We start from the raw sequence: 13,103 nt of genomic DNA on the forward strand, positions 1-13,103 counted from the left end.
GTCCGTGAAGGCCACCTTGAGGGACTCTATGTCCCTGAAGGTGGCCTTCACGGCGTTCTGGCGTCCGGGGTGTCGGAGGGGTCTGGTAGAGATCTCGGGGTGAGCAGTTCCGAGCCCGCCGCCCTCTGGGAGCTTCCCGAGGAGCCGCCACCCGCCGCCGCGAAAGCCGCGGTGCCGTCGCGTGCCCGGAAGAAGCCGTCGAAGGCGCCGAAGCCGGGGGAGAAGGCGAAGGGCGCCCAGCAGCCCGCGCCCGAGCGGTCCGTCGCGCGGATCGTCGTCGACATCCCGCTGGCCCACCTCGACCGGACTTTCGACTACCGCGTGCCGGAGAAGCTGCACGAGACGGCCGTGCCGGGCTGCCGGGTCCGCGTCCGGTTCGCCGGGCAGCTGGTCGACGGTTACCTCGTCGAGCGCGCCGAGACGAGCGACTACGGCAGCAAGCTGGCCTTCCTGGACCGCGTCACCTCCGCCGAGCCGGTGCTGACGCCGTCGCTGCACGCGCTGTGCCGCGCGGTGGCCGACCGCTACGGCGGCACGCTGTCGGACGTCCTGCGGCTCGCGATCCCGCCCCGGCACGCGAAGGTCGAGGGGGAGCCGCCGGCTTCGCTCGCGGCGTTCCCGGAGGCGCCGGATGGCGACGCTTGGGCGCGTTACCAGCGTGGCCCGGCGTTCCTGGAGGCGCTGGCCGAGGGAAAGCCCGCCAACGCCGTCTGGCAGGCCCTGCCGGGGGAGGACTGGCCGCGCCGGCTGGCCGAGGCCGCGGCGACGGCCGCCGCGGCCGGGCACGGCGCTGTGCTGGTCGTGCCGGACCACCGCGACCTGACGCGGGTGCACGAGGCGTGCGTGTCGCTGGTGGGGGAAGACGGCGTCGTCGCGCTGATCGCCGGGCTCGGGCCCGCCGAGCGGTACCGGCGCTGGCTCGCGGTGCAACGCGGCGCGGTGCGGGTGGTGGTCGGCACGCGGGCGGCGATGTTCGCGCCGGTCGCCGAGCCGGGCCTGTTCGTCGTCTGGGACGACGGCGACGACCTGCACCTCGACCAGCACGCGCCGTACCCGCACGTCCGGGACGTGCTGATGGACCGCGCGCACACGGCGAAGGCGTCCCTGCTGGTCGGCGGGTTCGCCCGCACCGCGGAGGCCCAGCTGCTCGTCGAGTCCGGCTGGGCGGCCCCGGTGCTGGCCGACCGCACGGTGCTGCGCGCGGCCGCCCCGCGCGTCACCCCGGTCGGCGAGGACTTCGACGTCGCCCGCGACGAAGCCGCCCGCGTCGCCCGCCTCCCGGCGGTGGCGTTCGAAGCGGCACGCCAGGCGTTCGCGGCGGGCGTCCCGACGCTGGTCCAGGTACCCCGCCGTGGCTACGTCCCCGGCCTGGCGTGCGGAAACTGCCGCACCCCCGCGCACTGCCGCCGCTGCGCCGGCCCCCTCGCCCTGCCGGGCGGCTCGATCGACGGCCAGCCGAAGCCACCGGCGTGCCGCTGGTGCGGCGTCCCGGAAACGGCCTTCCGCTGCGCGGCGTGCGGCTCGGTCCGCCTGCGAGCGGTGATCGTCGGCGCGAAGCGCACAGCGGAAGAACTGGGCCGGGCTTTCCCCGGCGTCCCGGTCCGCACTTCCGGCGCGACGGAGGTGCTCGCTTCGGTCCCAGGCAAACCGGCGCTGGTGGTGTGCACCCCGGGCGCGGAACCAGTGGCCGAAGGCGGCTACGGCGCGGCGTTGCTGCTGGACGGCTGGGCGTTGCTGGGCCGCCAGGACCTGCGGGCAGGCGAGGAAACCCTCCGCCGCTGGATGGCCGCAGCGGCCCTGGTGCGTCCCGCTTCTTCGGGCGGCCGAGTGATCGTCGGCGCCGAGGCGGGCATGGCGGTGGTCCAGGCCCTGGTCCGCTGGGACCCGGCGTGGCACGCCTCGCAGGAGTTGGGAGAGCGCCGCGAGCTGGGCTTCCCCCCGGCGATGAGGATGGCGAGCGTCGAGGGCACCCCGGACGCGGTCGCCGCCCTCCTGGACGACCTCCCGCTCCCTTCTTCGGGCGAAGTCCTGGGCCCAGTCCCGCTCGGCGAGGTGGACGAAGAGGGCAACGCGGAGCGAGAACGCGCCTTGGTCCGGGTTTCCCGAGCCGAGGGAAAGGCATTGGCCGCGGCAATCCACGCGGCCGCAGCCCGGCGAGACGCCCGCAAGGCAACAGAACCAATCCGCATCCAGCTGGACCCGATGGAACTCATCTAGCGATTCGTGTCGACCCCCCAATCACGAGTGATGCCCCTTCAATCACAGGTGATGCCTCCTCAATCACGGGTGATGCCCGCTGGATCACGCGGAAAGCCCCGTCGCGCGTGGGGAAACTCCGATCTCGCGTAACCGGAGGCGGAACTCGCGTGATCGGGGAGCGATCTTGCGTTATTGAAGAGGCATCACGCGTGATTGGGCGGGCATCTCGCGGGATCAGAGGGGCATCACCCGTGATTGGGGAGTCGACACGGGTGATTGGCGGGACGACACGGCGTCAGAGCACCGTGCCGGGGAGCGATTCGAGGGCGGCGCGCGGGGATTCCGTTGCCTGCGGCGGGGTCTCCGGGCCGGACGTGCTCGCAGCGGCCGTAGCCAAGGTGACCACCTGGGCCGCGATCGCCTGGCGGCGGGACTCGAAAGCCGGGTCCGTCAGGGCCGCCGGATCCGTGGGCTCGCCCAGGACCGGCGTGTGCAGGTGGCCGCCGGCCACCGACGTCAGGTTCAGGCCCAGGCGGATTCGGTTGGCACGGAACATCGATTCGTTCGACAGGTAGTTCCCGCCACCGCCCGACGCCGCGATCTCGCCCGCGGCCGGGGCGTCCGCACGGCACACCGGCGTGCCCGCGCCGGGGTGCGCCGAATCAGGCCACACGCAGAACGACTGGTTGAAGTTCACCGGGTACGCGCCGGCCGGCGCGGCCAGCATCCGCTGGTACGGCAGCGTCGTCTCGATGAACTGGACGTCCGGCTGCGGCCAGCCCGCCGCGGGCGGGACACCGCCGGTCACCGAAACGTTGTTGTTGTCCGGGAAACCGCCGCGCCAGGCGCCGGCCCAGCGTTCGATGTCGAACCGGCCCGGCCGGCCCTGGCTGATCGTGATCAGCACGTCGGGCCGCCGCGCGCGGTCGCGCAGGGCCGAGCCGTACGCCGCTTCGACGATGCCTTCGTCGAAGTAGCCCCAGACCACCGGGAAACTCACCGCCTGCACGACGGCGGGGCCGGACGGCGTGTCCAGCACGCGCCCGTCGAGCTGCAGCGCCGACGCCCCGGCCGGGTTCGAGATCCGGACGCCCGTGCCGTCCAGCTGGAACGGGTCGAAGCCGCTCACCATGACCCGCCGCGTCTTCCCGAGCGGGAACCGGACGTCGTCGAGACCGCGCGAGCCCCGGTCGAACGCCGCGAGCAGGGAAGCGCGTTCCGGCACCGGAAACGCGGGCGCCCACTGCCGCAGCGCGCTGCTGAGCTGCAGCCGCGCCCAGTACAACGGCCGGTCGTCGAACCGGTCGAGCGTGCCGAGATCCGGACGGCGTCCCTGGGCGCGGTCGACGGCCGTCCGCCACAGCCGGTCGCCGGCCTGGGTGACGACCCGCTCGGCCCGGCGCGGGGTCCGCGCCGCGCACAGATCGTGCTTCACCCCGGCCACCAAGGGATCCAGCCCGGCCAGCCGGACGAGCTCGGGGCCGACGGCGGGACCGCCGGCCGGCAGGGTCGCGGTGAGCCGCTGTTCCTCCACGGTCAGCGGGACGGAAGTGTCGAAGCACCCCGGCGAGGCCGTGGCGACGGCGGGGAAGGCGAAGAGCGGGACGGCGGCGAGCAGGGGCAGCAGAGCGGTCAGGCGCACGGGTTTCCCTCCACGGCGTGGGTGACGCGGCCGAGTCTTCCGTCGACCACGCCACCCGCGGAACCCGCGGAAGTCGGGATCAGCCGGTCGTCAGCACCTTCAGGCGCGAGATGTCCGCGCTGAACTGGTCCTGGTCGATGGGCGAAGAGCTGTACTGCCAGAACGTGTAGAACCCCCACTTGTACGGCAGCGTCCCCACCGACGACGCGTACCGCGCCACCCACAGCGGGTTCGTCGAGCTGAAGTCGCCCGTGTTGCCGGTGCATTGGCTCCACCAGCTCGTCGCCGTGTAGATGACCGGCCAGCGGGTGGTCTTCTTGTGGTACTCGTCGCTGAACGCCTTGATCCACGCGACCATCTGCGCCGCGGTCTTGCCGTAGCACGCGTTGTTCGGGCCCCACTCGATGTCGAGCGTGCCCGGCAGCGTCTTGCCGTCCTTCGACCAGCTGCCGCCGTGGGCGACGAAGTAGTCGGCCTGCGCGGCGCCGCCGGAGAGGTCCGGGCGGCCGTAGTGGTAGGCCCCGTGGATCATGCCGACGTTGTACGAACCGGTGTACTGCTGGCTGAAGTAGGCGTTGACGTAGCCCGTGCCCTCGGTCGCCTTGACGTAGGCGAACTTCTTGCCCGCGCTCCAGTACGACGCCCAGTTGACATTGCCCTGGTACGAGCTGACGTCGATGCCGGGGACGCTCGCGTCGACCGACGCCGGGGCCAAGCCGGCGGGTGCGACACCGTCGTGGGCGCGGATCGCCGCGCCCATCTCGTGGTTGCCGGTGGCGTTCTGGTCCGGGAGCCCCGGCGACGCCGAGGCGCCGGCGGCGGTCACGACCAGCAGGGAGGCCGAGACCGCGAGCGCGGCGGCGAACAGGCGCCGCCACCCCCGTCGTGGTGCTGTCATCGATGTGTCCTTTCGGTTGCCCTCGCGATGCGCGGCTGTGCAGGGCCGCGCGAAGAGAGTCTGTTACATCTACGCAGGTCATGTCACTGCTCCATGTGATTCAATTTCTCGCTGTGGCCGAGCCCGTGAATCGGTAACGGACCGGACGAAAGGGACGTCCGGCGCTTGAAGCCGCCTGGCGCAGGGGGCAGACTCGCCCGCATGCCCGCGCTCCGGAGTCGCCGAACCCTCGTCATCGCCGCCACGGCCGCGCTCCTCACGACCGTCGCGACCGGACCCGCCACCGCCGCCACGCCCACCCCGAAGACCCCGGTCGCCACCGGTTTCGGCGGCGCCGTGGCCAGCATCGACGCCGACGCCACCGCGATCGGCACCCAGGTCCTGCGCGAAGGCGGGAACGCCGTCGACGCGGCCGTCGCCGTCGCCGCCGCGCTCGGGGTCACCGACCCGTTCTCCGCCGGGGTCGGCGGTGGCGGGTTCTTCGTCTACTACGACGCCAAGACCGGCCGCGTCCACACCTTGGACGGCCGCGAGACCGCGCCGAAGTCCGCCGACGCGAACCTCTTCGTCGAAAACGGCCAGCCGCTGCCGTTCAACGACGCCGTCACGAGCGGGCTGAGCGTCGGCGTCCCCGGCACGCCCGCGACGTGGTCCGAGGCCCTCCGCAAGTGGGGGACGCGCTCGCTCGCGAAGTCCCTGAAGCCCGCGGAGAACCTGGCGCGCAAGGGATTCGTCGTCGACCCGACGTTCCAGACGCAGATCGCGAACAACGCCGCGCGGTTCGCCGCGTTCCCCTCGACGCGCTCGCTGTACCTGCCGAACGGCGCGCCGCCCGCGCCCGGCACCGTCTTCAGGAACCCCGACCTCGCCGCGACTTACGCGCAGCTGGAGCGGGGCGGCGTCGACGCGCTCTACAAGGGCCCGATCGGCGCGGACATCGCGAAGACCGTGCAGAAGCCGCCGAAGGACCCGGCTTCGACGCTCAACGTGCGTCCCGGCAAGCTGACCGCCCGGGACATCGCCGACTACCGGGCGATCGAGCGGACGCCGACCCACGCCGAGTACCGCGGCCTGGACGTCTACGGCATGCCGGCGCCGTCCTCGGGCGGGCTCACTGTCGGCGAGGCGCTCAACATCCTCGAGAACTACGACCTCAAGCACGCGAGCAAGGCCGACTACCTGCAGTACTTCCTGGAGTCGACGCGGTTCGCCTTCGCCGACCGCAACCGCTGGATCGGCGACCCGGCCGTGATCGACGTCCCGGCCAAGGAGCTGCTGAGCCAGCGCTTCGCCGACACCCGCGCCTGCCTGATCTCGAAGGACAAGGCGGCGACCAGCCCGGTCGCCCCGGCCGACCCGCGGCACCCGGCGCCGTGCCAGGCCGGGACCACCGGCGCGCCGACGCCGTACGAGGGTGAGAACACCACGCACCTCACGGTCGCCGACAAGTGGGGCAACGTCGTCGCCTACACACTGACCATCGAGCAGGAGGGCGGCAGCGGCATCGTCGTGCCGGGCCGCGGGTTCCTGCTCAACAACGAGCTGACCGACTTCTCCTTCACCCCGGTGACGCCGGGCGTGCCCGACCCGAACCTGCCCGGCCCCGGCAAGCGGCCGCGCTCCTCGATGGCGCCGACGATCGTGCTCAAGGACGGCCGCCCGTTCTTCGCCACCGGTTCGCCGGGCGGGGCGTCGATCATCACGACGGTGCTGCAGGTGCTGACCGGCCGGATCGACCGCGGCCTGTCGCTGGAGGACGCCATCGCCGCGCCACGCGCGTCGCAGCGGAACTCGGCGCAGGCCCAGGTCGAGCAGGAGTTCCTGAACCTGCCCGAGACGGCCACGCTCACCGCGCGCGGCCAGGGCTTCTCGACCGCGCCGGCGGAGATCGGCGCGGCCACCGGGGTCGAGCGCCTGCGTGACGGCCGCTGGCTGGCCGCGGCCGAACCGGTCCGCCGCGGCATCGGCTCGGCCCAGGTGGTGTGGCCCGCGCACTGGTGACGGTACGTCCGCTGGGCCCTCCGGTTCAGGCTTCGAGCGCCCAGCGGACGTAGCGCGTCTTCGGCTCGAACCCGGCCTTCGCGAAGACACCCGAAGCCCCGGACGGGCTCGCCGAGTCGACGACGAGGCTCGCTTGGTCGTAACCCTGCTCGGCGGCCGCGAGCAACGCGTGCGCCAGCAGCGCGGTGGCGACGCCCCGCCGCCGGTACTCGGGCCGCGTCCCGACGACCATGAAGTGCGCGTCGCGGAGGCCGGTCGCCTCGGTGTCGGCGTCCCAGGACAGGGTCACCAGCAGGCCAGCCGGTGCCCCGTCCGGGTCCCGGAACAGGAAGCTGGCGTCCGGCCGGAACGTCTGGTTGGTGATCTTGTTCCGCCACATGTCCGCGGGCATCGGCACCGCGCCCCAGTGGTCCGCGAACGCGGCGTTGCGGGTCCGCCGGAAGTCCTCGCCGGTCGCCGCCGACCACGGCTCGATCCGTGGCTCGTCCACCGGCGCCAGGTCGTCGAGCCGGTGTTCCATGCGCCGGAAGTACCGGACCGGCGTGAAGCCCCGTGACCGCATCAGCTCGGCCAGGCCGGCGATGTGCCCGGGCCGGTGGACGTCGACCACGAGCTTCGCGCCCGGGTGGTGCAGCTCGTGGAGCACCTTCGCCGCCGCCACCCCGGCCTCCACGAGCGTGGTGCCGATTCCGCGGCGGCGGCAGGCCGGGTGGACCCCGCCGTCCAGGAATACCCGGTGGATCTCGTCGGCGGTCGGCTTGAAGCGGATCTTCACGTAGCCGATCATCGTGTCGCCGTCGAAGGCCGCGAGGCTGCCGCGCTCCAGATCCGCGTACGGGTCGTCCAGCTCGGTGCGGGTGTCGTCGGCGGTGTAGTGCTCGCCGATCCGATCTGCGGTTTCCATGGCGTTGAGGAGGTCGGCCGACGCCTGCGCGTCCTCGCGGGTCAGCGGGCGCCACGTCGGTGCGGAAGATCGTCCGGGCATGCGGGTGACGCTAGCCGGGCCCGTACGGGCTGTCGCCCGGTTTCCGGCGGGCGCGGGCGCGCCGCGATCACCGGGGCCTTCTAGACTCGTCCCCGATGTTCCAGCCACTTGAATCCCTGCTCCCGCCGGTGGTGGGCCGATGAAGCTCGTCTTCGCCGGCACCCCCGAGCCGGCGGTCCCCGCCCTGCGTGCCCTGCTCGACTCCGGCCGGCACGAGGTCGTCGCCGTCGTCACCCGCCCCGACGCCCAGGCCGGGCGCGGCCGCCACGTCGTCCGTTCACCCGTCGGCGCGCTTGCCGACGAGCACGGCATCGAGGTGCTGACGCCCGCCCGGGCCGGCGACCCCGCCTTCCTCGCGCGCCTGTCCGAGCTCGCCCCGGACGCCTGCCCGGTCGTCGCCTACGGGGCCCTGCTGCCGCAGTCCGCCCTCGACATCCCGTCGCTCGGCTGGGTGAACCTGCACTTCTCGCTGCTGCCCGCCTGGCGCGGTGCCGCGCCGGTGCAGGCGGCGATCCGCGCCGGTGACGAGATCACCGGCGCCTCGACGTTCCGGATCGTCAAGGAGCTCGACGCCGGTCCGGTCTTCGGCGTGGTCACCGAGACCATCGCCGCGACCGACACGTCGGGCGAGCTGCTCGGCCGGCTCGCGGAGTCCGGCGCCAAGCTGCTGCTGTCCACCATGGACGGGCTCGCCGACGGCACCCTGCGCGCGCAGGAGCAGCCCGCCGAGGGTCTCAGTTACGCGCCGAAGGTGACGGTCGAGGACGCGCGCGTGTCCTTCGCCGACCCGGCCGCGGCGGTCGACCGCCAGATCCGGTCGGTCACGCCGGACCCGGGCGCGTGGGCGGAGTTCCGCGGCGAACGGCTGAAGCTGGGCCCGGTCACGGTGCTCGACGAACCCGGCCCGCCGCCGGGCGAGCTCGTGCTGGAGCGCAAGCGGGTGCTGGTCGGGACGGCGACGAAGCCGTTGCGGCTCGGCGAGGTCCAGGCACCCGGCAAGAAACGGATGGCGGCCACCGACTGGGCTCGCGGAACACGGATCGAGCAGGGAGAACGCCTCCGGTGAACGACAACAGGGAACGCCGGCCGTCACGGCCGCAGCGGAGCCATCCGGCCCCGCGCAAGGAAAGCCCGCGCCGTCCGCCGGAGGTGGACCCCGCCCGCCAGGCCGCGTTCGACGTCCTGCGCGCTGTGCGCGAGAAGGACGCCTACGCCAACCTCGTCCTGCCGGACCTGCTGCGCGAGCGGCGGATCAGCGGCCGGGACGCGGCGCTGGCCACCGAGCTGGCGTACGGCACGTCGCGGGCGCAGGGCCTGCTCGACGCCGTCATCGAGGCCAACGCCGAGCGGCCGATCGCCAAGACCGACCCCACGGTGCTCGACGCGCTGCGCCTCGGCGTCTACCAGCTGCTGCGCACGCGCATTCCGGAGCACGCGGCCGTGACGTCCACTGTGGACCTGGTGCGCGCCGAAGCCGGTTCGTGGGCCACGGGTTTCGCGAACGCGATCATGCGCAAGGCGTCCGAAAAGGACGAAGCGGCGTGGCTCGACGAGCTGGCCCCGGACGACGCGACCGACCCGATCGGCGCGTACGCGCTGCGCACCGCGCACCCGCGCTGGATCGCCCGCTCGTTCGCCGAAGCGCTGGGGGACAAGGGCGCCGGCCTGAAGGCCGCCCTCGAGGCCGACGACGCGCGGCCCGAGGTGCACCTGGTCGCCCGCCCGGGCGAGATCACCGCCGACGAGCTGGCCGCCATCACCGGCGGTGACCCGGCGCCGTACTCGCCCTACGGCGTGCGCCTGCCCGCGGGCGCCGGCGACCCGGCCGACGCCGAGCCGATCCGCGAGCGACTGGCCGCGGTGCAGGACGAGGGCAGCCAGCTCTGCGCGATCGCCGCGACGAAGGTGCCGGTCGAAGGCACGGACGAGCGCTGGCTCGACCTCTGCGCCGGTCCCGGCGGCAAGGCGGCCCTGCTCGGCTCCCTCGCGGCGCTGAGCGGCGCGACCGTCGACGCCGTCGAGAAGGCGCCGCACCGCGCGAAGCTGGTCGAGAAGGCCACGATCAACCTGCCGGTGAAGGTGTTCGTCGCGGATGGCCGCGAGTCCGGCTTGGAGCCGGGATACGACCGGATCCTGGTCGACGCGCCGTGCAGCGGCCTCGGTGCGCTGCGGCGGCGGCCGGAGGCACGCTGGCGGCGTCAGCCCTCCGACGTCGCGGACCTGACCAAGCTGCAGGGTGAGCTGCTCAACGCGGCCTACGCCCTGCTGCGCCCCGGCGGCGCGCTGACCTACGTCGTCTGCTCGCCGCACCTGGCCGAGACCGAGGGGGTGTTCGGCGAGACGGCACGGCGGCTGAAGGCCGAAGTGGTGGACTCGCGGGAGTTCTTCCCCGGCGTGCCCGAGCTCGGTGACGGGCCGTACGTGCAGCTGTGGCCGCACCGCCACGGCACCGACGCGATGTTCTGCGCCGTGCTCCGCAAGCCGTGAGGGATCTCGGGCTGGTGGCCGGCTCGTGCGGCGGACTGGACGTCCGGTTCGCCGCCGAGCTGGCCCGGCCCGCCGCCGCCCGCGGCTGGCGGACGGCGATCACGCTGACCCCGACGGCGATGCGCTGGCTGGAGTCGACCGGCGCGCTGGCGGACGTCGAGTCGGCGACGGATCTGCCGGTGCGCAGCGCGTCCCGGCTGCCGGGGGAGCCGCGGCCGCACCCGGATCCGGCGGTGTTCCTGTTCGCCCCGGCGTCGGCCAACTCCGTCGCGAAGCTGGCGCTCGGGATCGCGGACAACCAGGCGCTGACCGTGCTCGGCGACGTCCTGGGCGCGCCCGGGATCACGGTCGTGGTGGCCTACCAGATCCAGGACACCCGGGTGCACCACCCGGCCTGGCAGCGTCACCTCGACACCCTCGCGGGCGCCGGGGTGACGCTGCACCGCCTGGACGTGGGGCGGCCGTGGACCGAAGCCCTGGACCTGTTGCCCTGAGCGGGCGGCGCCCCCCGATCTCCACGCTACCGGGAGGCACCGACAGTTCCGGCTACTTGCGGGCCAGCGCGACCTCGAACGCCGTCTCGGTGTTCTGCTGCACGCCGTCGGGGGCGGGAAGCTCGTTGACCGACACGGCGGCGGCGCGGCCGCCGTCGAGGGCGCCGGCCAGCGTGGCGAAGCCGAAGATCCCGCCGTCGTGGCCCCAGTACGGCGTGCCGTCCGGCAGCGTCCGGCGGATCAGGCCGAGGCCGTAGTCGGCGCCGGGCTCGGTCGGCGCCGGGACCGTGCGCCGCATCTGCGCGAGCTGCGCGGCGGGCAGCAGCCGGCCGGCGAGCAGCGCGGTGAAGAACGTGTCCAGGTCCCGGCCACTCGACACGAGGCCGCCCGCGGCCCCGGCGATCGTCGGGTCGAAGTCGGTGAAGTCGGCCGGGGGCCCGCCGAGCGAGACGTACCCGCGCGGGTGCGGGGCCGGCAGGTGCTCCTCGCCGCGGCGGGGCAGCGACGTGTCGCGCAGGCCGAGCGGCCGGGCGATCCGCCGGTCGATCTCGGTGGCGAGATCGCGTCCGGTGACCTTTTCGACGAGCATCCCGGCGACGATGTAGTCGGTGTTCGAATAGGACCAGGAACTGCCGGGTGCGAACAGCGGCGGGTGCTGCAGCGCGATCGCGACCAGGTCTCCGGGCTCGGCACCGCGGTGGCGCAGGGACTCGGGATCCTCCGACAGCACGTCGTCGGTGTAGTTGTAGAGGCCGCTGGTGTGCTGCAACAGGTTCCGGACGGTGATCTTCCGGCCGTCGTTCCCGTTGCCCGTGATGAGGCCCGGCAGATAACGCTCGATCGGCTCGTCGAGCTTGACCTTCCCTTCGGCGACGAGCTGCAGCACCACGGTCGCGACGAACGTCTTCGTGACGCTGCCGACGCGGAACACGGCGTCGTGCGGGTACGGCTTCCCGGTGGTCAGGTCGCCGACCCCGCTGCGCGTCTCGGTGACGCGGCCGTGGTCGGTGACGACGGCTTCGGCGCCGGGCGCGCCGCCCTGGGCGGTGACCCGGTCCAGCGCCCGCTGCACCGGGTTCGCCGTGACGGCGAGCGCCGGTGCCGCGGTGGTCGCCGCGACGAGCGCGACGAGCGTGCCGCAGGCGACGATCTGCCTGCCGCGCAATGATTTCCGCATGAAACGAACTCCCTGGGTTCTCGGTGTTGCGTGGACCTACTGCCCTGAGCAGAGCGCCGCGTCCGTCGCCGCGAGCAGGTGCGCGTTCGCGGCTTCCGGAGCCGGGTTCTGGTTCAGGACGACCGTCGCGCGCCGGCCGCCCGGGCCGACGCCGGCGAGGTTGGTGAAGCCGAGGACACCGCCTTCGTGCCCCCAGAACTCCCCGCACGACAGCGGGATGCTGCCCAGCCCCAGGCCGTAGCGGGCGCCGGGGACGCCGAGGTCGGCCGGGACCGTGCGCTGCATCTCGGCCAGCTGGGCCGGACGTAGCAGCCGCCCGCCGAGCAGGGCGCCGTAGAAGCGGTCGAGGTCGGCCGGTGTCGAGACGAGCCCGCCCGCCGCCCACGCCATCGTCGTGTCGTAGTCGCTGAAGTCGGCCAGGTTCCCGCCGAGCGGCACGTAGCCGACGGCGTGCGGTGCGGGCAGCTTCTCGTCACCGCGGCGCGGCAGGTAGGTGTCGCGGAGGCCGAGCGGACGGGTGATCCGGCGCGCGATCTCGTCGCCGAGCGGGTGCCCGGTGACCTTCTCGGCGAGCATCCCGGCCACGATGTAGTTCGTGTTCGAGTACGACCAGCTCGTGCCCGGCGGGAACAGCGCGGGGTGCTTCGCCGCCATCGCCACCAGCTCGGCCGGGTCCGCGCCGCGGTGGCGCAGCGCCTCCGGGTCGTTCAGCGGCAGGTCGTCGGTGTAGTTGTACAGCCCGCTCGTGTGCTGCAGCAGCTGCCGCACGGTGATCCGCTTGTCCGGCAGCAGGCCCGGCAGGTACCGCTCGGCCGGCGCGTCCAGCCGCACCCGGCCTTCGCCGGCGAGCTGCAGCACGACGGTGGCCACGAACGACTTGGTGACGCTGCCCGCGCGGAAGGACCCGTTGCGCGGGAACGGTTTCCCGGTGGTGACGTCCCCGGTGCCGCTGCGCGTGACGCGCGTCCGGGAGCCGTCCTGGACGACGGCTTCGGCGCCCGGCACACCGTCCTGGGCGGTCAGGGTGTCGAGCGCGCCCTGGAGCGGGCTCGTGGCGGCGAGCGCCGGTGCCGCGGTGGTCGCGGCGAGGAGCGCGACGAGCGTGCCGGACGCGACGATCCGCTTGCCGTGCAAGGACTTCCGCATGAAAGAACCCCCTGGTGTCGTGTGCTCCCCAACCTAGGGAGCCCGGCACCAGGAGGCATTGGGGCAGACCGCCC

10 protein-coding genes are annotated in these 13,103 nt (G+C 73.4%); 5 read left to right on the forward strand and 5 right to left on the reverse strand.

The features are described from left to right. The first annotated feature begins 99 nt into the window (after window positions 1-99). Entirely contained in the window at window positions 100-2,217 is a 2,118-nt protein-coding gene (locus ACIOD2_RS29875; RefSeq protein WP_400545110.1) for a primosomal protein N', read from the forward strand. A 277-nt stretch (window positions 2,218-2,494) separates the two neighbouring features. On the opposite strand, the gene ACIOD2_RS29880 is transcribed toward ACIOD2_RS29875, so the two are convergent. Together ACIOD2_RS29880 and ACIOD2_RS29885 are read right to left on the reverse strand one after the other, a co-directional pair. Further along, the gene (locus ACIOD2_RS29880) at window positions 2,495-3,841 is read right to left on the reverse strand and encodes a hypothetical protein (protein WP_400545113.1); all 1,347 of its coding nucleotides are present in this window, start codon (window positions 3,839-3,841) and stop codon (window positions 2,495-2,497) included. A 79-nt stretch (window positions 3,842-3,920) separates the two neighbouring features. Next, window positions 3,921-4,739 (reverse strand): GH25 family lysozyme, encoded by an 819-nt coding sequence (locus tag ACIOD2_RS29885; protein ID WP_400545116.1) that lies wholly within the window; start codon window positions 4,737-4,739, stop codon window positions 3,921-3,923. 201 nt (window positions 4,740-4,940) lie between these two features. Between ACIOD2_RS29885 and ggt the strand changes: the two genes are divergently transcribed. After that, the gene (gene ggt, locus ACIOD2_RS29890) at window positions 4,941-6,740 is read left to right on the forward strand and encodes a gamma-glutamyltransferase (protein WP_400545119.1); all 1,800 of its coding nucleotides are present in this window, start codon (window positions 4,941-4,943) and stop codon (window positions 6,738-6,740) included. A gap of 25 nt (window positions 6,741-6,765) precedes the next feature. Here ggt and ACIOD2_RS29895 read toward each other — a convergent pair whose 3' ends face one another. Beyond that, window positions 6,766-7,725 carry a GNAT family N-acetyltransferase gene (locus tag ACIOD2_RS29895; protein WP_400545122.1) on the reverse strand — a complete coding sequence of 320 codons (960 nt, stop codon included), beginning with the start codon at window positions 7,723-7,725 and terminating at the stop codon, window positions 6,766-6,768. A gap of 139 nt (window positions 7,726-7,864) precedes the next feature. On the opposite strand from ACIOD2_RS29895, the gene fmt reads away from it, so the two are divergent. The 3 genes from fmt to ACIOD2_RS29910 are packed head-to-tail and all read left to right on the forward strand — an operon-like array spanning window position 7,865 to window position 10,706. Then, a complete protein-coding gene (gene fmt / locus ACIOD2_RS29900) occupies window positions 7,865-8,791 on the forward strand; it encodes a methionyl-tRNA formyltransferase (RefSeq protein WP_400545125.1) in 927 nt (308 codons plus the stop codon). Continuing rightward, a complete protein-coding gene (locus tag ACIOD2_RS29905; RefSeq protein ID WP_400545128.1) occupies window positions 8,788-10,212 on the forward strand; it encodes an RsmB/NOP family class I SAM-dependent RNA methyltransferase in 1,425 nt (474 codons plus the stop codon). The genes fmt and ACIOD2_RS29905 overlap by 4 nt, the downstream gene beginning before the upstream one ends. Further along, window positions 10,209-10,706 carry a flavoprotein gene (locus tag ACIOD2_RS29910; protein WP_400545131.1) on the forward strand — a complete coding sequence of 166 codons (498 nt, stop codon included), beginning with the start codon at window positions 10,209-10,211 and terminating at the stop codon, window positions 10,704-10,706. Before ACIOD2_RS29905 ends, ACIOD2_RS29910 begins: the two co-directional genes overlap by 4 nt. Before the next feature lie 52 nt (window positions 10,707-10,758). Here ACIOD2_RS29910 and ACIOD2_RS29915 read toward each other — a convergent pair whose 3' ends face one another. Both ACIOD2_RS29915 and ACIOD2_RS29920 read right to left on the reverse strand, forming a co-directional pair. Beyond that, window positions 10,759-11,883 (reverse strand): serine hydrolase domain-containing protein, encoded by a 1,125-nt coding sequence (locus ACIOD2_RS29915; RefSeq protein WP_400545134.1) that lies wholly within the window; start codon window positions 11,881-11,883, stop codon window positions 10,759-10,761. 36 nt (window positions 11,884-11,919) lie between these two features. Continuing rightward, window positions 11,920-13,029: a serine hydrolase domain-containing protein gene (locus ACIOD2_RS29920; RefSeq protein WP_400545137.1), complete on the reverse strand. Its 1,110-nt coding sequence runs from the start codon at window positions 13,027-13,029 to the stop codon at window positions 11,920-11,922. Window positions 13,030-13,103: the final 74 nt, after the last annotated feature.

The sequence above is a fragment of the Amycolatopsis sp. NPDC088138 genome, from assembly GCF_044741685.1.
Classification (GTDB): domain Bacteria; phylum Actinomycetota; class Actinomycetes; order Mycobacteriales; family Pseudonocardiaceae; genus Amycolatopsis.